At 50.7% G+C, this 24,462-nt stretch carries 24 protein-coding genes; 7 read left to right on the top strand and 17 right to left on the bottom strand.

What is annotated here, in order from left to right:
- Positions 1–27 precede the first annotated feature (27 nt).
- Positions 28–1,896, bottom strand: a complete 1,869-nt coding sequence (gene gsiA, locus ACMHLI_RS04205; protein WP_413528384.1) for a glutathione ABC transporter ATP-binding protein GsiA — start codon at positions 1,894–1,896, stop codon at positions 28–30.
- On the bottom strand, positions 1,893–2,894 hold the full coding sequence (locus ACMHLI_RS04200) for an isoaspartyl peptidase/L-asparaginase family protein (RefSeq protein ID WP_413528383.1): 1,002 nt from the start codon (positions 2,892–2,894) through the stop codon (positions 1,893–1,895). The genes gsiA and ACMHLI_RS04200 overlap by 4 nt, the downstream gene beginning before the upstream one ends.
- Positions 2,895–3,172: 278 nt before the next feature.
- On the opposite strand from ACMHLI_RS04200, the gene tsgA (ACMHLI_RS04195) reads away from it, so the two are divergent.
- Complete coding sequence (gene tsgA / locus ACMHLI_RS04195) at positions 3,173–4,372, top strand: MFS transporter TsgA (protein ID WP_413528382.1); 1,200 nt, start codon at positions 3,173–3,175, stop codon at positions 4,370–4,372.
- A gap of 36 nt (positions 4,373–4,408) precedes the next feature.
- Here tsgA (ACMHLI_RS04195) and ACMHLI_RS04190 read toward each other — a convergent pair whose 3' ends face one another.
- A complete protein-coding gene (locus ACMHLI_RS04190) occupies positions 4,409–5,329 on the bottom strand; it encodes a LysR family transcriptional regulator (RefSeq protein ID WP_413528381.1) in 921 nt (306 codons plus the stop codon).
- A 159-nt stretch (positions 5,330–5,488) separates the two neighbouring features.
- On the opposite strand from ACMHLI_RS04190, the gene xapA reads away from it, so the two are divergent.
- Both xapA and tsgA (ACMHLI_RS04180) read left to right on the top strand, forming a co-directional pair.
- A complete protein-coding gene (gene xapA, locus ACMHLI_RS04185) occupies positions 5,489–6,322 on the top strand; it encodes a xanthosine phosphorylase (protein ID WP_413528380.1) in 834 nt (277 codons plus the stop codon).
- A gap of 9 nt (positions 6,323–6,331) precedes the next feature.
- Entirely contained in the window at positions 6,332–7,528 is a 1,197-nt protein-coding gene (tsgA, locus tag ACMHLI_RS04180; protein WP_413528379.1) for an MFS transporter TsgA, read from the top strand.
- 54 nt (positions 7,529–7,582) lie between these two features.
- Here the strand turns inward: tsgA (ACMHLI_RS04180) and ACMHLI_RS04175 are convergent, their stop codons facing one another.
- The 4 genes from ACMHLI_RS04175 to ACMHLI_RS04160 form a co-directional block, all read right to left on the bottom strand.
- Positions 7,583–10,759: a DEAD/DEAH box helicase gene (locus tag ACMHLI_RS04175; protein ID WP_413528378.1), complete on the bottom strand. Its 3,177-nt coding sequence runs from the start codon at positions 10,757–10,759 to the stop codon at positions 7,583–7,585.
- A gap of 2 nt (positions 10,760–10,761) precedes the next feature.
- Positions 10,762–12,537 (bottom strand): phospholipase D family protein, encoded by a 1,776-nt coding sequence (locus tag ACMHLI_RS04170; protein ID WP_413528377.1) that lies wholly within the window; start codon positions 12,535–12,537, stop codon positions 10,762–10,764.
- Positions 12,531–13,730: a DUF6361 family protein gene (locus ACMHLI_RS04165; protein WP_413528376.1), complete on the bottom strand. Its 1,200-nt coding sequence runs from the start codon at positions 13,728–13,730 to the stop codon at positions 12,531–12,533. Before ACMHLI_RS04165 ends, ACMHLI_RS04170 begins: the two co-directional genes overlap by 7 nt.
- 214 nt (positions 13,731–13,944) lie before the next feature.
- Positions 13,945–14,178 carry a DeoR family transcriptional regulator gene (locus ACMHLI_RS04160; RefSeq protein ID WP_413528375.1) on the bottom strand — a complete coding sequence of 78 codons (234 nt, stop codon included), beginning with the start codon at positions 14,176–14,178 and terminating at the stop codon, positions 13,945–13,947.
- Positions 14,179–14,425: 247 nt separating this feature from the next.
- Between ACMHLI_RS04160 and moeA the strand changes: the two genes are divergently transcribed.
- Complete coding sequence (gene moeA, locus ACMHLI_RS04155; protein ID WP_413528374.1) at positions 14,426–15,667, top strand: molybdopterin molybdotransferase MoeA; 1,242 nt, start codon at positions 14,426–14,428, stop codon at positions 15,665–15,667.
- A 2-nt stretch (positions 15,668–15,669) separates the two neighbouring features.
- A complete protein-coding gene (gene moeB / locus ACMHLI_RS04150) occupies positions 15,670–16,431 on the top strand; it encodes a molybdopterin-synthase adenylyltransferase MoeB (protein WP_413528373.1) in 762 nt (253 codons plus the stop codon).
- 96 nt (positions 16,432–16,527) lie between these two features.
- Here the strand turns inward: moeB and ACMHLI_RS04145 are convergent, their stop codons facing one another.
- From ACMHLI_RS04145 to ACMHLI_RS04105, 9 genes are all read right to left on the bottom strand, one after another.
- The gene (locus ACMHLI_RS04145; RefSeq protein WP_413528372.1) at positions 16,528–16,965 is read right to left on the bottom strand and encodes a hypothetical protein; all 438 of its coding nucleotides are present in this window, start codon (positions 16,963–16,965) and stop codon (positions 16,528–16,530) included.
- Between the two features lie 2 nt (positions 16,966–16,967).
- Positions 16,968–17,171 (bottom strand): hypothetical protein, encoded by a 204-nt coding sequence (locus ACMHLI_RS04140; protein WP_413528371.1) that lies wholly within the window; start codon positions 17,169–17,171, stop codon positions 16,968–16,970.
- A 60-nt stretch (positions 17,172–17,231) separates the two neighbouring features.
- Complete coding sequence (locus tag ACMHLI_RS04135) at positions 17,232–17,396, bottom strand: hypothetical protein (protein ID WP_413528370.1); 165 nt, start codon at positions 17,394–17,396, stop codon at positions 17,232–17,234.
- Complete coding sequence (locus ACMHLI_RS04130) at positions 17,393–17,848, bottom strand: DUF1240 domain-containing protein (protein WP_413528369.1); 456 nt, start codon at positions 17,846–17,848, stop codon at positions 17,393–17,395. The genes ACMHLI_RS04135 and ACMHLI_RS04130 overlap by 4 nt, the downstream gene beginning before the upstream one ends.
- Position 17,849: 1 nt before the next feature.
- Positions 17,850–18,740 carry a hypothetical protein gene (locus ACMHLI_RS04125; RefSeq protein WP_413528368.1) on the bottom strand — a complete coding sequence of 297 codons (891 nt, stop codon included), beginning with the start codon at positions 18,738–18,740 and terminating at the stop codon, positions 17,850–17,852.
- A 15-nt stretch (positions 18,741–18,755) separates the two neighbouring features.
- A complete protein-coding gene (locus ACMHLI_RS04120) occupies positions 18,756–19,235 on the bottom strand; it encodes an Hcp family type VI secretion system effector (RefSeq protein ID WP_413528367.1) in 480 nt (159 codons plus the stop codon).
- A gap of 250 nt (positions 19,236–19,485) precedes the next feature.
- Positions 19,486–21,081 carry an ABC-F family ATPase gene (locus ACMHLI_RS04115; RefSeq protein WP_072158016.1) on the bottom strand — a complete coding sequence of 532 codons (1,596 nt, stop codon included), beginning with the start codon at positions 21,079–21,081 and terminating at the stop codon, positions 19,486–19,488.
- A 167-nt stretch (positions 21,082–21,248) separates the two neighbouring features.
- Complete coding sequence (locus tag ACMHLI_RS04110) at positions 21,249–21,671, bottom strand: lysozyme inhibitor LprI family protein (RefSeq protein ID WP_413528366.1); 423 nt, start codon at positions 21,669–21,671, stop codon at positions 21,249–21,251.
- A gap of 163 nt (positions 21,672–21,834) precedes the next feature.
- On the bottom strand, positions 21,835–22,722 hold the full coding sequence (locus ACMHLI_RS04105) for a nucleoside-specific channel-forming protein Tsx (RefSeq protein WP_413528365.1): 888 nt from the start codon (positions 22,720–22,722) through the stop codon (positions 21,835–21,837).
- Between the two features lie 449 nt (positions 22,723–23,171).
- On the opposite strand from ACMHLI_RS04105, the gene ACMHLI_RS04100 reads away from it, so the two are divergent.
- A complete protein-coding gene (locus ACMHLI_RS04100) occupies positions 23,172–23,534 on the top strand; it encodes an antitoxin Xre/MbcA/ParS toxin-binding domain-containing protein (protein ID WP_413528364.1) in 363 nt (120 codons plus the stop codon).
- A complete protein-coding gene (locus tag ACMHLI_RS04095) occupies positions 23,531–23,989 on the top strand; it encodes an RES family NAD+ phosphorylase (protein WP_413528363.1) in 459 nt (152 codons plus the stop codon). Before ACMHLI_RS04100 ends, ACMHLI_RS04095 begins: the two co-directional genes overlap by 4 nt.
- A 17-nt stretch (positions 23,990–24,006) precedes the next feature.
- Here the strand turns inward: ACMHLI_RS04095 and ACMHLI_RS04090 are convergent, their stop codons facing one another.
- Positions 24,007–24,459 carry a DMT family transporter gene (locus ACMHLI_RS04090; protein WP_413528362.1) on the bottom strand — a complete coding sequence of 151 codons (453 nt, stop codon included), beginning with the start codon at positions 24,457–24,459 and terminating at the stop codon, positions 24,007–24,009.
- Between the last annotated feature and the right edge of the window lie 3 nt (positions 24,460–24,462).

The raw sequence follows: 24,462 nt of genomic DNA, 5'->3' as shown, positions 1-24,462 counted from the left end.
ACCGTTCAAAATGAGCGGCCATAAAAATCAGTACACACCCGCAATGGCGTGCCGTGCCACAAAATGCCCTTCCGCCACTTGTACCAGCGGAGCCACGCGCGGTTCATCGTTTAAATCGTGGATCGGGCTTGGGATTTCATCGACCAGCAGCGCCTGCTCTTTTCGCTTATGCGCCGGATCGGCCACCGGCACCGCCGCCATCAGTTTGCGGGTGTAGGCGTGCTGTGGATTTTCAAACACCGCGCGACGCGGACCGATTTCCACGATCTGCCCGAGATACATCACCGCCACACGATGGCTGATACGCTCCACCACGGCCATGTCGTGCGAAATAAACAGAAATGCCAGACCAAATTCTTTCTGCAAATCCATGAGTAAATTAATGATTTGTGCCTGAATCGACACATCGAGCGCCGAGACTGATTCGTCGGCAATCACCACTTTAGGATTAAGCGCCAGCGCACGGGCGATACAAATTCGCTGCCGCTGCCCGCCGGAAAACTCGTGCGGATAACGCTGCGCGTGTTCCGGCAGCAGCCCGACCTTTTCCAGCAGCCACGCCACGCGGTCTTCCGCCTCTTTGCCTTTAGCGATTTTATGCACCAGCAGTGGCTCCATGATCGAATACCCCACCGTCAGGCGCGGATCGAGCGAAGCGTAGGGATCCTGGAAAATGAACTGAATATCACGGCGCAGATGTTGCAGCGCACTGCCGCTCATGTCGGTCAGCGGCTGGCCGTTAAAGGTGATCGTCCCGCCCTGACTCTTCACCAGCTTGAGCAACGAGCGGCCGGTGGTGGATTTTCCGCAGCCGGATTCACCGACCAGCGCCAGCGTTTCGCCGGGATGTAAATCAAAGCTGACTTTCTCCACCGCGTGAATGCGTCGGGTAACACGGTTGAAAATGCCGCTGCGCAGATCAAACCGGGTGACCAGATCTTTCACCTGCAAAATGGGCGGCGCGCCGGGGGTCAGGGTGTTTTGCACCAGTTGCGGATCGCTTTCAGGCTGTTCGGGCAGTGGAAAACGCGCAGGCAGCGGTTTGCCTTTCATCGAACCGAGTTTCGGCACGGCGGCCAGCAGCGCCTGCGTGTAAGGCTGTTGCGGTGAATGAAAAATCGACGCCACGTCACCGGTTTCCACACTATTACCCTGGTGCATCACCAGCACGCGGTCGGCGATTTCAGCCACCACGCCCATGTCGTGAGTGATAAAAATCACCCCCATCTGCATCTCTTTTTGTAGCACGCGGATAAGCTGCAGGATTTGCGCCTGAATGGTCACATCCAGCGCGGTAGTGGGTTCATCGGCAATCAGCAGCGCTGGTTTACAAGAAAGCGCCATCGCAATCATCACGCGCTGGCGCATGCCGCCGGAAAGCTGATGGGGAAAACTGTCGAGGATATTTTTGGCTTCGGGGATGCGCACCAAATCCAGCATCCGCAACGCTTCCGCACGGGCGGCGCGGTGATCTTTGCCCTGATGCAGACGAATAGACTCGGCGATTTGCTCACCCACCGGAAACACCGGATTGAGTGAAGTCATCGGTTCCTGAAAAATCATCGCCATATCGGCACCGCGCAGGCTGCGCATCTGCGACTGCGAGGCGGCCAGCAGTTCAACCACTTCACCGTTACGGCGACGAAACTGCATGTCACCCTGCGAAATCAGGCCACCGCCCTGCTCAACCAGACGCATCAGCGCCAGCGACGTCACCGATTTACCCGAACCCGATTCGCCAACGATCGCCAGCGTTTCGCCGCGTCGCACCTGAAAACTCAGATTATTGACTGCCGGGATCACCTGTCCCTCATGCCTGAACTGCACGCTGAGGTTAGTTACCGCCAGAACGCGCTCGGGCGGGAGGATAAGAGAGGGATTCATGGCATTATTCATGAACGGTAGATACTGACGCTGGGGGCATCGCCAACGCGTGCAAATCCACGGTACATGCCTTCGCTGTTAAACGGCAGCGCCACGTTACCAAAGCGATCGATGGCAATCATTCCGCCAATCCCACCGAGCGGCAGCAGCTTTTCCTGCACGACTTTGTGGGTTGCTTCTTCCAGCGTTAAACCGGCGTATTCGATCAGCGCCGCCACGTCATAGGCCGCCACCGTGCGCATAAATACTTCGCCGGTACCGGTGCTGGAAATCGCCACCGTGTTGTTGCTGGCATAGCAGCCTGCACCGATGATGGGGGAATCCCCGACGCGTCCGGCCTGTTTGTTGGTCATACCGCCGGTGGATGTCGCCGCCGCCAGATTGCCCAGTGCGTCCATCGCCACGGCACCGACGGTGCCAAATTTACGTTCGGGATCAAGCGGATCAGCGCTTTGCGATGCGCCGTCGTGATCGAGCAGCACGCCACTGTCGGCGGCAATGGCTCGCTGCAGCTGGTCGTAACGCTCCTGCGTAAAGAAGTATTCCGCCCCGACCATTTCCTGCCCCTGTTGGCGGGCGAAGGCTTCTGCACCTGCGCCGGTAAACATCACGTGCGGGCTGACTTCAAGCACCTTGCGGGCGGTGAGGATCGGGTTGCGGATATGGTTGACGCAGCTGATGGCACCGGCGTCCAGTGTGCGGCCATCCATAATGCAGGCATCTAATTCGTGGGTGCCCTGATGGGTAAAAACAGCGCCCTTTCCGGCGTTAAACAGCGGGCATTCTTCCAGCAATCGCACCGCTTCTGTCACCGCATCCAGCGCGCTGCCCCCTGCGGCAAGAATGGCCTGCCCGCCGGACACAATGCGTTCCAGCTCGGCTAAATAATGTTGTTCTTTTTCGGCACTCATCGACGCACGGGTAATCGCGCCAGCGCCGCCATGAATCGCAATGACCGGGCGCTTCTTGTTCGAAACGGAAGCCGCTGAATTATCAGTAGAAGAACTCATTAGCACTGCACCCTGTGTTGTTGTATTTATGTAAAGAGAAATGCGGACCTGTTTTTGACTATATTTAGCCCGCTACAGTATGTAAAGCAGAAATGTAAAACCACCGATACAGCGCTAATTGCTTAGATTGTTTGAGAAAATTAAATAAGGGGATCGAATAAACATCCAAGACAAATGACTAAAGAACGGGAATAATAAACGTCCTAACCGTGGATAAAAGCACCTCTGGCTAAGCTTCCTGCGGCCTTTTTATATTTTTTATTTTTAGGAAATCAGTGATGGAAACTGTTTATAACCGCCGTCGGATCAATGTGATCTCCTGGCTCAGTTACTTCTTTACCGGTGGACTGGTTTCCACTCTCGGTATCGTTATCGGGCCAGTGGCAACCGCATTCAACAAAGATCCGGGTTTCATCGGGCAAATGTTCTCCTTAATGAACATCGGTTTATTCCTGCCAATAATGGTCAGCGGCATCCTGATGCGTAAGTTTGATCTGGGCAAACAGCTGATGACCGGCTCCTTCATTTCCGTGCTGGTGTGTATCGCGCTGTTTATCGTTCCGTCTATCACGCTGTTTGGCGTCGGCGTGTTCCTGATTGGCGCAACGGCCGGCCTGATGATGTCCATTGGCAGTTATCTGGTGGTGCGCATCAATGACGATCCGAAAAAGCGTTCGGCGAACCTGATTTTCACCGACTTCTTCTTCGCGCTGTCCGGTATGACGCTCTCACTGGTGCTGGGCTTCCTGTTCAAGCATGGCGCAAGCTGGCTGGCAATGTACGGCATCATGGGCGTACTGGCCCTGATGATGATCCTGCTGTGCGCAGGCCAGAAATTCCCGACCGTGGTTCAGCCGGTGAAAACCGAGAAAAACAGCAACGTCGCGCAGGAGAAATGGGGAATTGCAGTGTTCTTCCTGTGTATCGCACTGTTCGCGTTCGTGTTTACTGAACTGGTCTTCACACTGTGGATGCCAAGCTGGCTGCATGAACATTTCGGCATGGAAACTGACCGTGCCGCGATTTACATCACCACTTACTGGATGGTGAAAGCGATTGGCCTGTTCCTCAACCAGTTCACCGTCCGTTTTGTGAAACTGCGCACCTTCCTGCTGGTGTCCGTGGTAGTGGGTATGGCCAGCCTGAGCGTGCTGACCACCAGCAACTCCGAGCTGCTGGTACTGATTGCGGTCGGTCTGTTCGGTTTCTGCAACTCCGGCATGTTCTCCGGACTGATGAGCTACGGCAGTCTGCAAGTGAAAAACTCACCGCCAACGCTGACTTCCGCACTGCTGACCACCAGCTCCGTCGGCACGCTGATTTTCGCGTCGTTCTCTTCTTTCATCTACAACAAGTACGGTCTGTTCTGGGCGCTGAACATCGCGACCATTTCCTACGCGTTGCTGGTGCTGATGGTGATTTTCGCCAGCCTGAAAAGTAAGGCCGAGAAGATTAACCACGAAGTTTCCGCACACTAAACTCAACGATTACAGCAGGGCTTCGGCCCTGCTACTTCAGCCTTCCCCGTCCAGTGAATCCAGAAAACGAGCCGCCGCCGGTGTTATCGAATCCGCCTGATACATCGCGTACAGATCCACCGGCAACCTTTCACTTAGCGCGCAAAAACGCACCCCCGGCCAGTGGATCCGCGCATAACTTTCCGGCAGCAGCGTGATGCCATAACCGTTCGCCACCAGTGCCAACGCGGTTTGTGGTTCATTCACCTGATGTTTGACCAGCGGCAGAAAGCCGTGCTGACGACACATCGAATAGAGATAACCGCCGAGGCTCGAGCTGTTCATCGGCATCAGAATAAAATCCTCATGCGCCAGTTCCTCCAGCCCGACGCTGTTTTTCGCCGCCAGCGGATGCTGCTCTGAGATCGCCAGCGCGACGTTTTCCCGCCCCATCAGTTTGCTCGATAACCCCTGCGGCAGCGTCACTTTGGCTTCGCGCCAGATACCGATATCAATCCTTTGCAGTTGCAGCGCGTCGATTTGCTGCACCGGCGTCAGCTCGGTAATTGACCAACTGATTTCCGGCGCGGTCTGCCCAAAGCGGTTAAGCGCAGGGATCAGAGGCCCCCAGGCGGCAGTGCCGACCGTGCCAAACTGAATATGCCCCACTTCCCCGCGCCCGATTTTTCGCACCTGATGCAGGGAGCGGTTGATGCTGTCGAGCATCAGCCCGGCTTCGCGCATCAGCGCCGCACCGGCAGGCGTCAGGGAAACCGACCGCGTGGTGCGCAAAAATAACGGCGTACCGAGCATCACTTCCAGCTCTTTGATGTGCAGGCTGAGGGGCGGCTGCGACATATTCAGGCGCACCGCCGCTTTGCTGAAACTCAGCTCTTCCCCCACAACGCGAAAATAGTGCAAAAGCCGCAGGTTGATCTGGCCGAGATCGAACACCGAATCGGTAAAGGGTCGCGTCATGCATGTCTCCGGAACATTCATTTATCCTTAAATATTAGCTCATTAGATTTATAGGTTTTGACTATAAATCCCGGCCATCAACGGTATTAGACCTGAAAGGCCGCTCACCCTAGCATTGCCGGTAACTCCTACCTACTGTGAAAAATGAGAGAAGTGATCATGCTCAATAACAACGCTTTCGACTGTGCAGCAATTATCCGCCAGCGCGCCCCCGGCTTTATTCCAAAGGCCGCGCTGATTTTAGGCTCCGGCCTCGGCACTTTGTGTGATGACATGACCGATGCCATCGCCATTCCCTACAGCGAACTGCCGGGCTTCCCGCAGAGCAGCGTGGTCGGCCACGCCGGTGAGCTGGTACTGGGGACACTGGAAGGTGTTCCGGTGATGTGTATGAAAGGTCGTGGCCACATGTATGAAGGCCACGGCATGTCGGTGATGACCAGCGCCGTGCGCACTTTCAAACTGCTCGGTTGTGAATTCCTGCTGGCCACCAACGCCGCCGGTTCAATGCGTAAAGAAGTGGCTCCGGGCCGTTTAGTCGCTCTCACCGACCACGTCAGCTTTATGCCGGAATCCCCGCTGGCGGGCCCGAACGATGACCGCTTCGGGCCGCGCTTCTTTAGCCTGGCTAACGCCTATGACAAAGATCTTCGCGCCCGACTTCACGCGGTGGCCAGCACGCTGGACATCGACGTCGCCGAAGGCGTATTCGCCGCCTATACCGGCCCTAACTTCGAAACTCCGGCGGAAATCCGCATGATGCAAACCTTGGGTTGCGACGTGGTCGGGATGTCCATCGTGCCGGAAGTGATCTCTGCCCGTCACTGCGGCCTGAAAGTGCTGGCAGTGTCCGCCATGACCAACTTCGCCGAAGGCCTTTCCGATACGCCGCTTTCACACGAACAAACCCTGAGCTGCGCCAAACTGGCCGTGGGCGATTTCACCCGCCTGATCCGCGCCTTCTTCGCTGACCTGTCCGCGACCGCAAAATAAGGAATGGCTATGGAACAGACCTTCAACCGCCGGCGGATCAACATGATCTCCTGGCTCAGTTACTTCTTTACCGGTGCGCTGGTTTCCACGCTCGGCATTGTTATTGGCCCGGTTTCCCAGGCGTTTGGCAAAGATCCGGCCTTTATCGGCCAGATGTTTACGCTAATGAATATCGGTCTGTTCCTGCCGATCATGGTCAGCGGCGTACTGATGCGCCGGTTTAATCTGGGTAAGCAATTGATCACCGGGTCGGCGGTTTCCGTGCTGACCTGTATCGCGCTGTTTCTGGTGCCGACCATCACCATGTTCGGCATCGGCGTTTTTCTGATTGGCGCAGCGTCGGGCATCATGATGTCCATCGGCAGCTATCTGGTGGTGCGGATTAATGAAGACCCGAAGAAACGCTCGGCGAACTTAATCCTCACCGACTTTTTCTTTGCGCTGGCCGGTGTGGTGTTATCCCTGCTGCTGGGCTATCTGTTCCAGCACGGCGCAAGCTGGCTGGCCATGTACGGCGTGATGGCGGTGTTGAGTCTGGCGATGATTGTGCTGTGCGTCGGGCAGAAATTCCCGTCGATTCCGCAGGCGGCGGTGACCCGCTCCGTGGCGAAAAGCGAACAGCAAAACTGGGGAATGTCGGTATGGGTTCTGTGCTTTGCACTGTTTGCCTTCCTGCTGGCTGAGCCGATTTTCACCATGTGGCTGCCGAGCTGGCTGAAAGAGCATTTTGGTATGGCGGCGGATCGCGCGGCGTTTTACATCACCACCTATTGGACGGTGAAATCTATTGGCCTGTTTGTGAACCAGTTCACCGTGCGGTTCGTCAAACTACGCACTTACCTGTTGCTCTCCGCCGTGGTCGGGCTGGCCTGCCTGGCGACTGCCGCCAACAGTGGAAATAGCACACTGATTCTGATTTGCGCGGGTCTGTTCGGCTTCTGCAACTCCGGTTTGTTCTCCGGCATCATGAGCTACGGCAGCCTGCAAGTGAAAAACTCACCGCCAACGCTGACCTCCGCACTGCTGACCATTGGCACAATCGGTACGCTAATTTTCTCGACACTGTCGTCTCTGGTGTACAGCAGATATGGCCTGTTCTGGGCGCTCAACACCGCGACCATCGCCTACGTCTTCCTGCTAGTCGCGCTGATTTTCGCCTCAGTAAACAGCAAGGCCGAAGCACTGGAGCAACAACCGGCACATTAGTCAGTCTGATTTGATGCATAAAAAAGGGAAGACATTGAATTGTCTTCCCTTCTCTCATTGCTCAGTCTCCTGCTCCGTCTGGATTTCAGATGCATACAGTACTGGAGCCAACTGAATCATCAGCCGGTTTTTTAGCGTTTCAAGAGCCTCATTCCCAAGCTTAAGCTTTCTCAGATGTTCAAGCAGTTCGCTTTGCCCTGGCTGACCAAATGCCAGACGGTAAAGTGAAAGGATTTTCAACATTTGCGGATAACGCTGATGTTCGTAACTTAACTCCAGTCGCGGAACCACGCGATTAATTTGTGCATCCCCCTCAGGATAGTGCCAGTAAGGCACAAGATCGGTTCGCGTCGACTTTTTTTCTGCCTGAGCAAACATTGCGAACCAGGAAGCTGGCTTCTCAGTTTGTTTAGACATCGCCTGTACCAGTCGCCGTCTGATCACCAACGACTGGTAGCGGTTCACGCGGCCTTCACGTTGTTCCAAATCAATTGGGTTGTTCGGCAGATTCCAGTGAATTACCTCACTGCAATACCAATGAAAATCAAGCCCCTCCTGCCCGATAGACGTCGATGTCAGAATAAAGGGCCGAAAAGGAGAATTGAAGCCCTCACGAATATTAATGACCCGCACCTGCCCGGCTTCATCACTAGATTTTTGCGTTCCTAAGGGAACAGAATAATGGCAGCGCAGGTTTATATTATTTTCTCTTTTGCCTGGCTTCCATACTTTCACATTTGAATGGGAAGGCCGTAATACTGATTCGGCAATCTTTACCATGTCATCAATACTTTTAGATGCGGGAAAAAGCATGTAGAAATATTCTTCCAGCATCGCCTCTATTCCGCCCTGCGCGCAATAATCAACCACACTGCGCCAGTGTTGCTTATTGCGCATTCTTCTGACCACAGCACTGCCTGTCACGCTGTTGAACAAGCTGATAAAGGCCAGCGCGAGTCGGCCTGCATGATTTCCCGCGTTTTCCTCAGGGTAGTACTGCATTAAGGCACGGTAAGCACAGACAGCTGGAGAACCAACGGATAATCGGGCGAGATAGTCCGGCAGACCATCCGGCATTTCACCGAGTTCATCGAGACGCCCAAACTTTCCTTCAATCTCATCAAGACGACTACACATACCCTCTGAAAGCTTTGGAATGGATTTCATCTGCTCAATCCATTGTTGATACATACCGGGTGCAGACCTCTGGTCGAGCAGCATCGGGGCAAACAAATACCAATGATTCCGGTTGCGACCTCCTTCGTGATTTCCCTTCAAAGGAGCAAGTAAATTCTGAAAATATTCAGTTCGCGTATTTATAATTTGTTCAAGCGAAGCTTTTCCATTCTCCGGCGGAAAATCAATAAGAACTTTAGCCGGATATAACAAAGACCAATTGGCCAGATCACCCTTATCGAGTTTGATCAGTTGCCCCATTGAATCTGGTCCGGAATTAGCGGTTTGCGAGAAATAATTTTCAGGGCCTCTGCGTCTTCCCAGCACGCGTCGTTCCGATTCATAACTGAGTAAGCCACTCAGCATCCTCGGCACCATCGCCCACGCAGAGAAAAGCAAACTTTTGGTGAAGTTTTCATGCCCTGCGAAATAGCCAGATAATGGATAATGAGGCCTGGAAGGAGGCATCCATAGCAACATTTCCGTGCCGCTTCTTTTACTGTCGCCAAATAAATGCTTCACCAGGGCACGTACTTTGGGATTGGGTGCATCTTTTGCCAGGTTAAGCTCAAAGTTTTTAATCTTTTTGGTCGGCAGCCAAAGATTCTTGCTTTTGCGCAGTTGAGAAGTAACGTCAGTGTTTTTTTCGAGTTGTTTTTTCAGCGTCTCCTGCAAGCTGTATCCGGTGCTGAACGAGAGCGGCCAGGCCGCAGATTTATAAAAATCGAGGATTTGTCGCGAAACGCCGTGCGCCCCGTTTTTTTGAAGCAATAGTCCTAACTGATCCAATTCAATGAATGAACGGATGTCATCCGCGCAAAGCTCTGTAGTACATTCGAGCGGTAAATCCCGGATTAACCCATCAACATCTTTTGCAATCTGACTGCGTTCGGTACGCGAAATCAGCGGGCGCAGAAGGCATTCTACAGCCTGACGTGGTGCCTCCTGAAGTTCCTCAACGCGGGTCTCTTTGAACCCAAGACGCAGCAATTCTGACTGGAGTAATTTTCTTGCGGGTTCGTAGTCATACAGCGGGGAAAGATTGAGGAACTCAAGGAGCTTCCGCAGTTTGGTCAGATGCCCGTCGTCCTTTTCATCCTCAGAAATTGTGCTCATTGCCCTAAACGGTGTGGCAGAAAGCAGCAAAATTTTTTGCCCCTGCGTTTTCGCAAAAACCTGTTGGGCGATAACCGCCTGCTCATTTTCCACTGAGGGATCAAGCAGACTTTCAAATCGCTGAAACTCATCAAGAATAAATAAATCGGCTTGTAAATGGGCTGCACAGGATGCAGTGAATAATTGCCGCAAATCCCGCAAAATAGAGTGATGAATTGCGCTGTAAGCACGCCCAGACTGTGTGGCAATCTCATTCAGAATATCCAGTGGAGTCTGTTCTGCGCCCGCCAGCGGCAAATGCAATTTCTGATGGAAATCCCTGACAATATCCATATTGAATTCATACGACTCAACATTGCTGATATCCACTTCCCAGTTATTTTGGACATTTTGCCGGAATACGTTACTTAATCGCTCACGCAAAGGTTTAATAACAGGGTGAAGCATTAATGCCGTGAAAATAATGGCTCTTTCTCGACGATTCCCAGCCCCAAATGTCAGGGTAAATGAGGTGCCGGGCGTGAGCGTACAGACCTCCAGCAACGCCGCCTTCTGATTATCTTTTTTGGGCAACAACGCCACTTCTGCCAGGCGAGAAAAGGAAGGCTCGCGCACCCATTTAGCCAAATCAGCTTTATCTTTAAATACTGCCAGTTTGTTGCGGTTTTCGTTGGCTAATCCAAGATTAGAGCAAATATAAGCGACACGAAAAGGACGTGATTCACGCCACTTAAGCAAAAGTGAAGCGATGACACCTTTGGCTACCACTGTTTTTCCGAGGCCCACCTCATCTGCCACCAGAATGCGGTGGCTGTGCTCAGGGTCATCAAACAACTGGACAATCCGAGAGACCGTAGCACGCTGAAAATCCTTCAAACTCTCTAGTGTAATCTGCAGCTTACCGCAGGCTTCTCCATGGGAGGAGTTTGTATCACTCATCGCTATATATTTCCCAAAAACGCACGATAATGAGCCCAGAGCATGTTAAACGTTTTCGGCATTTGTGCGTTTAATGCACTTGAATGCGTGAGAACCGACTCTATTCTGGCCAGTTTTTCTGGCTGACGTGAGGCGCAGCGAAGTAAAGATTCATAGATTGGTCCATCAAAAACAGTGCTCAAAGCCGTCTCCTCCTCCCCAGACAGCTGCATATTTTTCTCTGCCGCCAGCCATTCCATTTTTTCGGCATTAGGCTGTAAAATCATTTGGATGTACCACAGCAATTTGCCAGGTTTGTCGATCATGCTGGAGAATATTTTCTGCTCCCGGTCATCACCTCCGTCAATGTCCAGACTCGCTTTGATCACCCGTTGTTCTACGTTGCCTTCCGGTGTACTGACGGTCAGGATAAGAAACGCGCTGATTTGTGTGAGATGCAATCTCTCCCATACCATGACGTTTTGCAGAGGCTGAGAATGGCCAATGATCAGTGGCCGAACATCGATAGTGGCAGAGTAAAGAGGGAGACTGTCAGGGTAGCTGACGGTAACGGTATAAAGTTCATCGCCATCATGGGTTGCCACCACATTCCAATCAACCGAAATGAGCGCGTGCAACAGTTTTCTGCTCACCTCTTCTGACTCGGATTGTTCATCCGGCAAATAAGAACCGAAAACATAGGGAATGAAAATACCGGCTGGCTTTTTTTCTGTTCCCACCAATTCTTCGCGCAACTTTTCAGCGGAGCCGTTTTGAGCCGAACCAGACATCCGCAACATGAATTCGGTATTACGCGGCGAGGCCTGTTTTCTATCACCAAGAGCCGCTTTTGTCGCGTTAGCGGATCCAATATGCCAGTGACAAGTGCGGCCATTTTGCAACAACACTAATTTGGCATGCAGATTTTGCTGCTTGGCTTTTTCGAGTTCATCTTCACCGTTTATAAGACGGTCATTCAACGCGAAACATTCCCATCCTTGCAGATCCTCTTCACCAATCCGTTCCAGTTCATCCCCACGGCTGAACAACCAGTGCCGGGTTCCCCGCTCTTTGAGCATCGCCAGCGCTTCACGGTGAATGAAAGGCGAGATAACCAAAACCGTGTCCGTGCCCAGCCCGTATTCCAGCGGAACTTGTCCTTTTCTGCCATACAGAGTTTTCAGACTTTGAAAGCCAGTGGGTTTATCCCACATTACATTGGGTAATTCTTTTTTAAACAGTCTGAAAGCTGTTGAGAAATCTTTCGCACAGGGTGCGAGATCGCCTAGCAAGGCTATCAACCCGTCATTTTCCTGAGTGATTTTGCCAGAATCCCGCCCTTCCAGCGTACAGGCTAAATCCCAGCTGCGATCAAAGGTCAGGTTTCGCGATAAAACGATCAGACGGTATTGCACGTCCTTAGCATCATTGACAAATCTCAGTAGCCAGATTTTAGGATGAAATGAGCTGAAAGGACCCTCTGGTACCATCGGTACCAGACAATGTTCCAGCAGGGAATAAAGTTTATTGGATGTATCAGGAAGCTTAATATTTCCCTGCTGGAAGAAAACTTTTATACGACCTTTCAACTGATGAATCCCTTCAAGCAGCACGAGTTTTTCGCCAATAATTTTTTCCGCATCGTCCAGCGTGCTGTTAAATGACAGCGCCAGCGGTACAGCAAGCAATGTATCCAGCTCTAATGAATAACTCGTCGCGAGCGCGTAACTGAGTGTATATCCGGCAGGAGGACGCAGTTTTTCACCATAGTCGATACGATCCTTTCCCGGGTTCAGCATGATTGTCCTTCCTGAATATCCGTTAAGATAGTGCGCACCTGCCACCAGCGATAGTTAAGTCTCTCAATTCCAACCCACTGGTAACTTTCCGGAAGGTGTTTATGAAGAACCGATCGCTCTTTCTTATTATCATCAGCCTGCCGCACAACCAGGAGGTCAAGTAAATCTTCGCTGCCTTTGCGGGGCGCTTCAACACACCATTTCTTTAAGAAAACTCTGGTGTGGTGTCGGAGACGGACGTCGGTTCGGGCGATCCACATATCAATATCATTAGGTACCCCTTGCGGTTGCTGACGCCAGGCCTCCCATTTTTCCTCAAGACTTTCCAACAGGTCATTTCGCTTATTCTTTTTAGCCAATACGATGTTGAAACGCAGATGAGCCCCATAAATAAGTTCACTGAATGCCTGCGCCATCTTCACCGTTTCCCGGGTATGAGCGGGCAGCACTTTGCATCTGCCAATCCAGGCCGCAAGAGAAGGAAAATCAGTATGGATCAAAGCCTGAGCACGTAAATCACACAGTTCGAATTGCCTCGGCAAGCTGTAGCAGGGTCCGGTTCTGAGTTTATTGCTCAAAAAATCCGATTCAGATGAGGTTAGCGTTATGGTTAAGTGCTTGCGCCAGTCGGGAATGTAACGATCAATATTGACGCGATTGATAATTGTGCCTGCATCAACATCGTCAGGCTCATCAAGGCTTAGGCTACCGGAGAATTCATCTTGGGGAGTGAAGGTATGGAGAAACTGATTGAGAGAAGCATGGCTATTCACAAGCCCCCAGGTGCGTAATCCCACCCAGTAAACCGAGGAAGGTAATCTGGCCACTGTTTGGCCATCCTCCATAGTGACTCCGATAATGCCTTTCTGTTCACCATCTGGATGCGCCGCTTTAAGCGCGTCGGCCACATAGGTTTCATGCTCCTTCAGATACGCACCAGGGGACAACTTACGCCTTTCTACCGCACTGAGTGCAAGATAATCTCTGAGAATTCGTGGAACTGTTATGAAGTACTTTGCGCGGGTCTGAATTGTCGAAAATCCGGGAAACATCAAATCAGCAAAACCATCACGCAGACCGCCAATACCCAATTCATCAAGGGTGCCAGGCTCTGAAAGTTGCTTCAGTGCATATTGCACCCTGCTTCGGTCGCTGGCGGAAAAATCCACCCAACCAAATTGGCTCTTTATCATCGCTATACCAGCTCGCCGTTATCAACATTATTTTCGGGGATACATGGCTGAAGTCGGTATTCAGGACTACACGACCGGCTGCATCCATGCAACGCATAAAAGTAGGGATATAAAAGCATATCGGCATCTGGCTGATTTAGCTTAACTCTTTTTTGCCCCAATAAAAAAAGGGAAGACATTGAATTGTCTTCCCTTTTTTATTCTTACTACCCGGTCACATCTGAGGGCAGCGTTGCAAACTGTTGAGCCAGGATGTCTGAGGCTGAGCGACCAGACGACGTGCGCGTCCGTGGCGACGCAGGATCAAACCTTGATCCTGCATTTCGCTGAGATCGCGGCGAATGGTTTCAAGACTCACATCCAGCGATTGTGCCAGTTCGCTAACCTGTAACACTTCATGCTGTTCAACCAGCTGAAGGATGGCCTGATGGCGATTTTTTTTAAGCACCGGTTATTCCTGTTTGTATGACAGTTGTGTGACGGAAGTCACAAATAACGGTAATCATGATACCTGCGTTACATTGTTAATTTTGGGATCGATCTCAATTTTTCGACAATCCCCGTGAAGTTTTTACGCCTGCAGCGATTTTTGGTTCGTCCCGTTTCTCTGTCATACTGTGCGCATGCTCTATTTTTCCGCCCGGCCTCCGGTGAAATCACCCGCGCCGCCGGGACGTTATCACTAAGGAATTTTCATGGAATTCAATACCGCCGGTTTAATCTCACTTCAGGAAGCGCTGGATAAAATGCGCGGCCACGTTCCGCCAAAAACAGCACTGGACGCCGAATCCGTTCCACTCAATACCGCCAGTGGCCGCATTGCCGCTGCGCCGGTGCTTTCGCCGGTTTTTGTTCCCCCTTTCGATAATTCCGCGATGGACGGTTATGCCGTACGCTGTGCCGATTTGCACGACGGCGCGGTATTACCGGTTTCAGGCAAAGCCTTTGCCGGTGCGCCCTTCCATGGTGAATGGCCTGCGGGGACCTGTATCCGCATCATGACCGGCGCACCTGTGCCGGAAGGGGCAGATGCGGTTGTCATGCAGGAACAGGCGGAAGTCTCGGATGCTGGCGTTCGTTTTACTCATCAGCCCTTCTCCGGTCAGAACATTCGCCTGACAGGTGATGACATCAAAAAGGGCGACAGCGTATTGCCGCAGGGCGTGCGGCTGGGTGCGGCCGAGCTGCCGCTGCTGGCGTCCCTCGGCGTGACCGAGGTTCAGGTGTGGAAAACGTTGAAAGTTGCCGTGTTCTCGACCGGCGATGAACTGCAACCGGTCGGAACGTCGCTGCAGGAAGGCCAGATTTACGACACCAACCGTTTTGCGGTACGTCTGATGCTGGAACAGCTGGGCTGTACCGTACTGGATCTGGGTATCATTCGCGACGATCCGCAGGCGCTGCGCAAAGCGTTTGAAGAAGCCAACACGTTTGCCGATTTGGTGATTTCCAGCGGTGGCGTGTCAGTAGGCGAAGCCGATTACACCAAACAAATGCTCGACGAGCTGGGCGAAATCGGATTCTGGAAACTGGCAATGAAGCCAGGCAAACCCTTCGCCTTCGGCAAGCTGAAAGACAGCTGGTTCTGCGGCCTGCCGGGTAATCCGGTCTCTGCGGCGCTGACGTTCTATCAGCTGGTGCAGCCGTTTATTGCACAGCTGTCTGGCCACACCGCGTGGCAGTTTCCGCCGCGTTTGCAGGCTGTCGCTGTCACGCCACTGAAAAAGTCGGCGGGTCGTCTCGATTTCCAGCGCGGCATTTTCAGCACCAACGCACAAGGCCAGCTGGAAGTACGTACCACCGGCCATCAGGGTTCGCACGTCTTCAGTTCATTCAGTCAGGCCAACTGCTTTATCGTGCTTGAACGTGAGCGCGATAATGTCACCGCCGGTGAAATCGTCGAAATCGAACCCTTCAACGCCCTGCTGCGGAGCTGAATATGACGACGCTGCCGGAACTGACGGACACCGAAACCCTGCGTTATAACCGCCAGATCGTCCTGAAGGGGTTTGATTTTGATGGCCAGGAACAGCTGAAAGCCAGCCATGCGCTGATTGTCGGGCTGGGCGGATTAGGCTGCGCGGCGGCGCAATATCTGGCCGCTGCCGGCACCGGCACACTGACGCTGCTGGATTTTGACACAGTCTCGCTCTCCAATTTGCAACGCCAGACGCTGCACACCGATGCGCGGATCGGTATGTCGAAAGTGGAATCTGCCGCGCTGGCGCTGGCGGCAATTAATCCGCATACCCGTCTGAATCAGGTCAATGCGCAGGCAGATGACGACATGCTGAGCGAACTTATCGCCGCCTGTGATGTGGTGGTCGATTGCACCGACAACGTCACGACGCGAAATCAGCTAAACAGTGAATGTTTCGCGCAGAAAAAACCGCTGGTCTCCGGCGCTGCCATTCGTATGGAAGGTCAGCTCAGCGTCTTCACCTATCAGCCGCAGGAGCCCTGCTATCGCTGCCTCAGCCGGTTGTTCGGGGAAAATGCGCTGACCTGCGTCGAGGCAGGCGTCATGGCACCTTTGGTCGGCACCATCGGCAGCTTGCAGGCGATGGAAACCATCAAGCTGCTGACAAAATTCGGTGACACTCCGCGCGGAAAACTGCTGATGTTCGATGCTATGACGATGCAGTTTCGTGAGATGAAGCTGATGAAAGATCCGCGTTGCGAGGTGTGTGGGGAATGCTGACAGAAAGTCAGGTTCTATAAGCCCCCAGATAATAACGGGCGGTTTCACTCCGCCCGTTAAATAATAATGCTACTTATGGTCATATGACTGCCAGTGTTACGGGGTGATTGTTTTGCACAACTCCGGGTTGATCACGTAATAGCTACTATGTTTTCCTATATTGCATGAGGTATAAGGCGACGCCATTAAGATAAAGGGAATAATAAAAGAGGAAATTAATCCTATACATATGGAAATCATACTCAGCCCCCCCCAAATACGACCTAAACTAGTGGAGGTTTTTAACGGATCGACGCCTTTTTTTAGCAGGAGACGTAGCGAAAAAAAGAACACCAAAACAATAATAGGGATACCGCTAGCACAAATGATAATCTTGCCATTATATTCAATTACATCTCCTAATGTAATCAGAGAATAAAAATTATATGCTTTCATATAAGAAACTGTAAAATAGATATAAATCACCGAGAAAACCATTACTAAAACCGCCCCTACTTTAAACAATAACCATTTTATAGAGTCAGTATTATTCATTTTTAATATTGCCTTCCGAAACGACTATTAAGTAACTGACCCGAGTATTGGAAATTCCATTCGTTAATTCTTTGATATTCCACCAGTGCCGTGCGTAACTCTTGTTTTAGAGTTACAGATAACCCCACGTTGTCATCTAACTCGTTTAAAGAAAAATTCAAAAAAATGCCTGCAACAATAACCACCATCGCCTTGGCCGCATCCATCGTAATATCGCCGAGAAAATCGACCAGGTCGTAGTCGGATTTAAAGATAAGTTCAATGGCTCACCACGCCAGTGAAGCAAAAATGCAAAATTTTGTGCCCCTTATCAGCGCATTTCCCAGCCCGCGGATCCCGATGCCCATTTCCAGCATTTGCGGATGATCTACGGCGTATCGTGTGCCGTCCTTCGTTCGCCGCCGGTGATCCGCACCTCTGGGTTCTGTCATTTTTTCACCCTTTGGTCAGGAACAATGGTTTTGCACAACTCCGGGTTGATCACATAGTAACTGCTATACTTTCCAATATTACATGAGGTATAAGGGGATGCCATTAAGATAAAGGGAATAATGAAAGATGCAATAAAACCTAAAATAAAACAACCTACACTCAGCACCATCCAAATATAACCTATCGTAGTGTATCTTTTAAAAGGCTGAATGCCTTTCTTAAATAACGTTTTTAATGAAAAAAAGAATAACCATATAAATAGAGGAATACCTCCAATGCAAATTATAATTTTACCACTGTATTCGATAGTATCACCTTGTATGATTAATGTTTTTGTATTAAATATATCCATAAGAAGAACAACAGAATAAATATACCCCAATGATAATACTATCGATAAGAACGATGCGCCTTTAAATAAAATCCATTTTTTAGCATTACTTTTTTCCATTTTAATACCTGATTCCTGGCGGACGACTGAAAATCGGATTCCCATTACGAAAATTCCGTTCGTTCATTTTTTGATACTCTACCAAAGCTGTGCGCATTTTTCCTTTGAGACTTATTGATAATCCTAAATGCTCATCCAATGCGTTCAAATCCGCATTTAGCACTACGCCTACCCCAATTACTATGATTGTGGTAACAACTATTGGTAAACTGAATACAGTCAATATTCCACCAGCAATAACTCCGATAACCACACTCGCCACCACCGCCTTGGCCGCATCCATCGTAATATCGCCGAGAAAATCGACCAGGTCGTAGTCGGATTTAAAGATAAGTTCAATCGCTCGCCAGGCCAGTGAGGCAAAAATAAAGAATTTTGTGCCCTTTATCAGCGCACTCCCCAACCCGCGGATCCCGATGCCCATTTCCAGCATCTGCGGATGATCTACGGCGTATCGTGTGCCTTCCAGAATCCGGCGCATACCCGGATAGCCGGTTATTTTTATATAGGTCTTGCCCTTAAAGGTGTATTCAATCGCTCTGATACCGAGCGACTTAAAACGAAATGCGATGTCTCCCGCAGAATTCTCGAATGTCATCAACTTGCCAATACTGCTACTGCCTTCAAGAATATCTTTGATGTTACCGGGTGCCAGTTTGTTAGAGAAAAACTCGTCTACGTCACCGAGCAGTTCATCGGTGACTTTCTCTGCCTCCTCTAACGTTAGCAACATGATGTAACGGTTTTCGGTAATGAAAGTGCCATTCGTGAATGCCATATCTCGTTGCAGCGGGTTTATGCTCGGGAAAGAACTGAAGGTGTCTTCTCCCCGCAATATACGTTTGCCTTCATTCATCCGTCGCCAGTAATCCGCACCTCTGAGTTCTGTCATTTTCGTCATCCCTGATCAGTAAACCCGTTCATTCCACAGGCTGTATGCGCTGGTGCCCGCAATACAGTGTTCCCAGGTGATCGTTTCATAACTGAAGCTCACTCTTTCCTGCGCTTCTGCATTACTCTCGAGAATGCTGTGCGGCACGATAAAATCGATATTCGTTACGCGGGCACCGGTTAACTTTACTTTGAAATAACACTCTCCCATACCGGTTTTGTTAATGCGGTGCAGTTCTAAATCACAGGTCATTATTTCATTATCTGAAATAGCTTTTCCCAGCAATGGCGTGGATTTATCTATTGGTTTGAGGAGGGTTACAACGTGGTGATTAACGTTCTGCGCGCGAGATAAGGTGTGTTTCATGCTGTAGACCATGATCTGGTCGATACGCCCTATTTGCGCTTTATTACCAATTGAATCCATTGAAGAACATCCGCCAGAGATCAGCCCCTGTGTTTGCCCGTTTAACGTGAGATAGGTTAAGTTTGCCATATTAGTCCCTTACAAATAATATGAATTGATAATAACTATACAAATATTAATGAAATGTTTTACAGTATAATTTTGTTCCTGCTTTTTTTGAAATGCAAGCTCTATTAATTTATTATTCAGCCATAATATTTAAGTCATTCACATCATCAATATAAATTTGAATATATATAATAAATTCTGAAATATTATTTTTGGGACATAAAAAAGGCCGCAACGTTAACCGTTGCGGCCTTTTGAACGGAATCAATAATTAACTATTGATACCCTGACTACGCAGGTAGTCTTCGTAGTTGCCGGAGAAGTCGATGACGCGGGTCGGTGTCATTTCCAGAATACGGGTCGCCAGTGAACTCACGAATTCACGGTCGTGGGAAACGAAGATCAGCGTGCCTTCGTACATTTCCAGCGCCATGTTCAGTGACTCAATGGATTCCATATCAAGGTGGTTAGTTGGCTCATCCATGATCAGGATGTTTGGACGCTGCATCATCAGTTTCCCGAATAACATACGGCCTTTCTCACCACCGGAAAGCACTTTCACTTTCTTCTTGATATCGTCCTGACCGAACAACAGACGGCCCAGCACACCGCGCACGGCCTGCTCGTCGTCTTTCTCGGATTTCCACTGGCTCATCCAGTCGAATACGTTCATGGAGTCATCGAATTCGTATTCGTGATCCTGCGCGTAATAACCGATTTTAGAGTTTTCAGACCATTTCACTGACCCGGTTTCCGGCTCATGCTCACCGACCAGCGTTTTCAGCAGGGTCGATTTACCGATACCGTTCGCGCCCAGAATCGCGACTTTCTCGCCAACTTCCAGCATCAGGCCAAGGTTTTTAAACAGCGGACCGTTATCGAAACCTTTGGTGATTTTTTCCACTTCCAGCGCATTACGGAACAATTTCTTGTCCTGCTCGAAACGCATGTAAGGGTTCTGACGGCTAGACGCTTTGATTTCGTCGAGCTGAATTTTATCAATCTGACGGGCACGTGACGTCGCCTGTTTAGATTTGGAGGCGTTGGCGCTGAAGCGGCTAACAAAGGATTGCAGTTCAGCAATCTGCGCTTTCTTCTTGGCGTTGTTGGCGCTCAGAAGTTCACGGGCCTGCGTTGCCGCGGTCATGTATTCATCGTAGTTACCTGGATACACGCGCAGTTCGCCGTAGTCCAGATCCGCCATGTGCGTACACACCATGTTCAGGAAGTGACGGTCATGCGAAATGATGATCATGGTGCTGTTACGTTCATTCAGCACCTGCTCCAGCCAGCGAATAGTATCGATGTCCAGGTTGTTCGTCGGTTCGTCGAGCAGCAGAATTTCCGGGTCAGAGAACAGCGCCTGCGCCAGTAATACGCGCAGTTTAAAGCCCGGCGCGATTTCGCTCATCAGGCCGTAATGTTGTTCTACCGGAATGCCGACGCCGAGCAACAGTTCGCCCGCGCGGGATTCAGCGCTGTAGCCGTCCATCTCGCCGTATTCGACTTCCAGATCGGCCACTTTATAGCCGTCGGCTTCGCTCATTTCCGCCATCGCGTAAATGCGGTCGCGCTCTTCTTTCACGGCCCACAGTTCATTGTGGCCCATGATCACGGTGTCCAGCACGGTGAACTCTTCGAAGGCGAACTGATCCTGACGTAATTTACCCAGACGCTCGTTCGGGTCGAGTACGACGTTACCCGCTGAAGGCACTAAGTCGCCACCGAGGATCTTCATGAAAGTGGATTTGCCACAACCGTTCGCGCCAATCAGGCCATAACGGTTACCGCCGCCAAATTTCACGTTAATGTTTTCAAATAACGGCTTGCTGCCGAATTGCATGGTGATGTTGTAAGTACTTAGCACAACGCTCGCTCTTAATTGGGAAATGTGATTTGGCGCGCATTATGCCACAACGGCACAAAGAGATCGCCTATCGGCGTGGTCATTTTTCAAGCAGGTGATGTCAAAAGAGGCAATAATTGGGAGGATGAAAGGTGGCACCTTCGTTTTAGGCCACCTCCGACAAGGATTTAACTCAAATCAGTGCTGTTTAACAAACGGTTCAGATCAATTGCTTTATCCCTGATGACGTTCATTTTGGATTCGGCCGCGATGATTGACCACACCGTCCCCTGCTCTTTCTGATAGAAGGCGTCGATAGCCTTAAAATAACTTTCCTTGTATTTAATCCACGCCCGCTGAGATTCTTTTAAAGGCGTCCTGGACGTTTCGGGCTGCTCATCTATCAATAACTTATATTGTTTGTTGAGTTCAGCATCCCATGATTGAGTTGCTTGTATGTAACACTCAGACGAGTCCATCGTGGTTTGAGCATTAGCTGCACATTGCTTAAGAACGCTATCAATATTCTTATTTATTTGTACTTTTTCAGCATAGGCAGAAACCGCGCCAAAGCTGGTGCACAGCATCAAAACTACTGCGTATTTCTTCATGAAAATCACTCCTGAGTTTGGCATAGAAATAAAGAGCAAACGCCATAATGAATGCGTCATTGTTTTACACAATAGTAAAACAATTGGCCATACCTTAAAGAGGTCAGGAGGATAAACGTAAAAAACCCGGCCTCGGCCGGGTTTTCCAATACAACTTCGGATATCAGAAGCTGTAACCGATCACGCCGTAGTAACCCCAGCCGGTAGATTTCACTTCGAAATTACCGTTACCAAAGTTTAGCTCAGCGCCGTCAGCCCACTGGCCGCCGTTGTGGAAGTAACGCGCCACGAACGAGTAATGCCAGTGTGTGTAGTTCAGCGCCAGGATATGGCTGGAGGCGATAGAGTTGTTAGAACGGGCTTTTTGGCCGTTCAGGTCACGGAAATCGTCATCGCCCAGTGAAGAGCCCCAGTCAAAGTTGGTGAACCCGATGTAGCTCAGGTTGCCGCCCCACATTTCAGTCAACGGAACGAAATATTTCACTTTGAAACGGTAACCGTCCCAGCTGTTTTCGTTAGCCGCGCTGTAGTTTTCCCACTGGTATTTTGCATAAACGTTCAGAGACAGGCTCATCGGCAAACCGGTGTTGATATCGGTGCCAAGACCCATGTACCAGGTGTTCTGACGGTTATCGCTGTCCGGGCCCATATCGTAGATATAGTTGTTGGCGAAGTACCATTCTTTGAACGGACCAAAGCTCAGGTCAGTGCCGGTCAGCTTATCAATGGAGAAGCGAGGTTCGATCTCCATAAACATCGGAGAACCGTTTTTATCCCAGATACCGGTATCGTTGCCGTTACCCGCACCGAAGGTTTTAGGGATATCGATGTAGCCATAGAAATCAAACCAGTCTTTGTGCGCAAACGCTTCATATTCAAGATAAACGTCGTTACGAATCGTTGGCCCGAAACGGGTATCAGCGCTACCTACAACGTTTACACTCTGGTGCCACCAGTCAGAAACAAATTCGCCCTTGCTATCATCAGCGAGCACGGTCGCGCTGTAGGACAAAGCCATCAAAGCGCCTGCTGCAATAATTTTATTTTTCATATTTTTACCAGAAGCGGGGGAGGAACAACGCCTTGCCACTTTCAGACGTTGCATATATCAAACCCTAAAACTGTGATCCGCAACCGATTGCTGCACATAGTTCAAAGAACATGCAATTACCAGCTACTTCCTACAAGAGTTAACTTTTCTTAGCTAATAAATAGATTTGGTCAAGGTTTGTCAATTTGTGTTTCATTCTGATACATCCCCAATGTGACGTTGATCACATATATGTTTCAGAACGATTTCATTCACGCGATGGAGAGCGAAAAAAACACCCGTGCGATTATTCATCAATCGTTATTTGTCATGCTATAATTATGACAATTAACGGTACGGAGGCGCACATGATGAACACGAAATTTTCTGGGCTGTCTTCCAGCCCTTTGCACCAACCTGCAACGCCGCTTTGGCAATCTGCGGGGCTTCCCGCAAGTAGCGGAATCAGTTTGATTAATGCCATACAAAAGGGTTTTCCGGTTGATAGTATCAGTCGTCTTAACGATGAGCTGGGATGGCCGAAGATGGTATTACTGGAAGTAATGGGCATTAACGAGCGCAATTTTGCACGGCGAAAAGCCGGTAACGGATTACTGAAAAGTGATGAGAGTGAACGGGTCGCGCGTCTGGTACGCACCATTGATGCAGCCACAGATTTGTTTGAAGGTGACCGTATGGCGGCACTGGAATGGATAACCCGCCCTGCTCCGGCGCTGGCCGGTTCGCGCCCGCTGGAACTGCTTTCGTCAGAAGCGGGAGCCGTGGAAGTCAACCGGCTGATCGGGCGTCTTGAATACGGGGTATTTAGTTGAAACTGTTCCGTATCACCAAGACAAAGCATTTGGGCACCGCGTGGTCGGGCACCGGCGCTCAGATTTATGGCGGCCGATGGAATCCGCCCGGCAGACCGGTGGTTTATCTGGCAGGTAGTCAGTCGCTGGCGATTCTGGAAATGCTGGTGCACATCCACTCCAGTATGCTGATGCAATCCTACACGCTGCTCAGCATCGAGGTGCCGGACGATTTGCTCGACACGCTGGAGGTCTCAGAACTGGCGGCAGACTGGCGCAGCCCTTCGCCGCCGGACAGTACACAGCGTCAGGGAGAAATCTGGCTGGTGGAAGGTGACTATGTCGGGCTGAAAGTGCCGTCAGTTATCGTGCCATCGGAGTCTAACGTTTTACTCAATCCGCAGCATCCGGCGTTTGGGGATTTACTGGCCTCGGTAGAACGCGAGCCGATGATATTTGACCCGCGTCTGCAATAAACGCGGGTCGTGAGGGATTACTCTGTTTTCCTGTTACTGCGGTAAATAAGCACCAGCGCAATAATAAGACATGGGATCGCCGCCAGACGATGCCACGATAGCGGGATCTGCGGGTTATCCAGCCAGCCGAAATTATCGATTAGCATCCCCATCGCCAGCTGTCCCAGAATCACGGCCACCGTCGCCACAGCAGTTCCTACACGTGGAACCGCAGTCACCATAATGATGATGTAAGGCACACCGAACAATGCCCCAGCCAGCTGCCATTTTGGCACGGTCAGCAAGGTTGCCTGTTGAGGGGTTTGCAGAAACAGGATCAGCACTGCGGTAATCGCCGCGCCCACGCTGAAGGTCAGGAAGGCGCTTTTCAGCACGCCCACCTTCTCGCCAAGCTGACCGTTCACCGCCGCCTGCATACTCAGCGCCGCACCCGCGACGATCGCCAGAATAATCATAATCAGTTCAGACATCAG

This window comes from Rahnella inusitata (assembly GCF_965118895.1).
In the GTDB taxonomy this organism is placed as follows: Bacteria; Pseudomonadota; Gammaproteobacteria; order Enterobacterales; family Enterobacteriaceae; genus Rahnella; species Rahnella inusitata_A.
This window is presented reverse-complemented; position numbering and strand designations above follow the sequence as displayed.